This is a genomic window from Aquirufa aurantiipilula, assembly GCF_019923745.1.
Taxonomy (GTDB): domain Bacteria; phylum Bacteroidota; class Bacteroidia; order Cytophagales; family Spirosomataceae; genus Aquirufa; species Aquirufa aurantiipilula.
Genome location: NZ_JAANOG010000050.1, coordinates 1 through 303 on the forward strand (window position 1 = coordinate 1; position 303 = coordinate 303).

Here is a 303-nt window from a genome sequence, read left to right on the forward strand (position 1 = left end):
ACAACCCAGTAAGTACTTCTGGACAAACCGTTACTTGGACTAAGTCTGATGCTAATGGTAGTTTTGCTACAGCTACTTCGACTACCAATGCAAGTGGTGTAGCAACAGTCGTATTCACCACACATACTGTGGCTGGAACTTCAACTACGGTTACAGGTACTACTTCAGCTATCACAGGTACTTCGTCTACCATTACGACAGTAGCTGGTACGGCTAGTAAATATTTGGTTACCTCTTCATCTTCATCTCCTGTGGCTGGGGCTACAGTAACCATCACCGCTCAATTGGCGGATGCTAACAACA

The 303-nt window shown here is 45.2% G+C and carries 1 protein-coding gene; it reads left to right on the top strand.

Annotated features, from left to right (window positions below; all coding sequences use genetic code 11):
* On the top strand, positions 1-303 hold a 303-nt coding region (locus G9H60_RS13750), incomplete at both ends, for a hypothetical protein (RefSeq protein ID WP_223144523.1).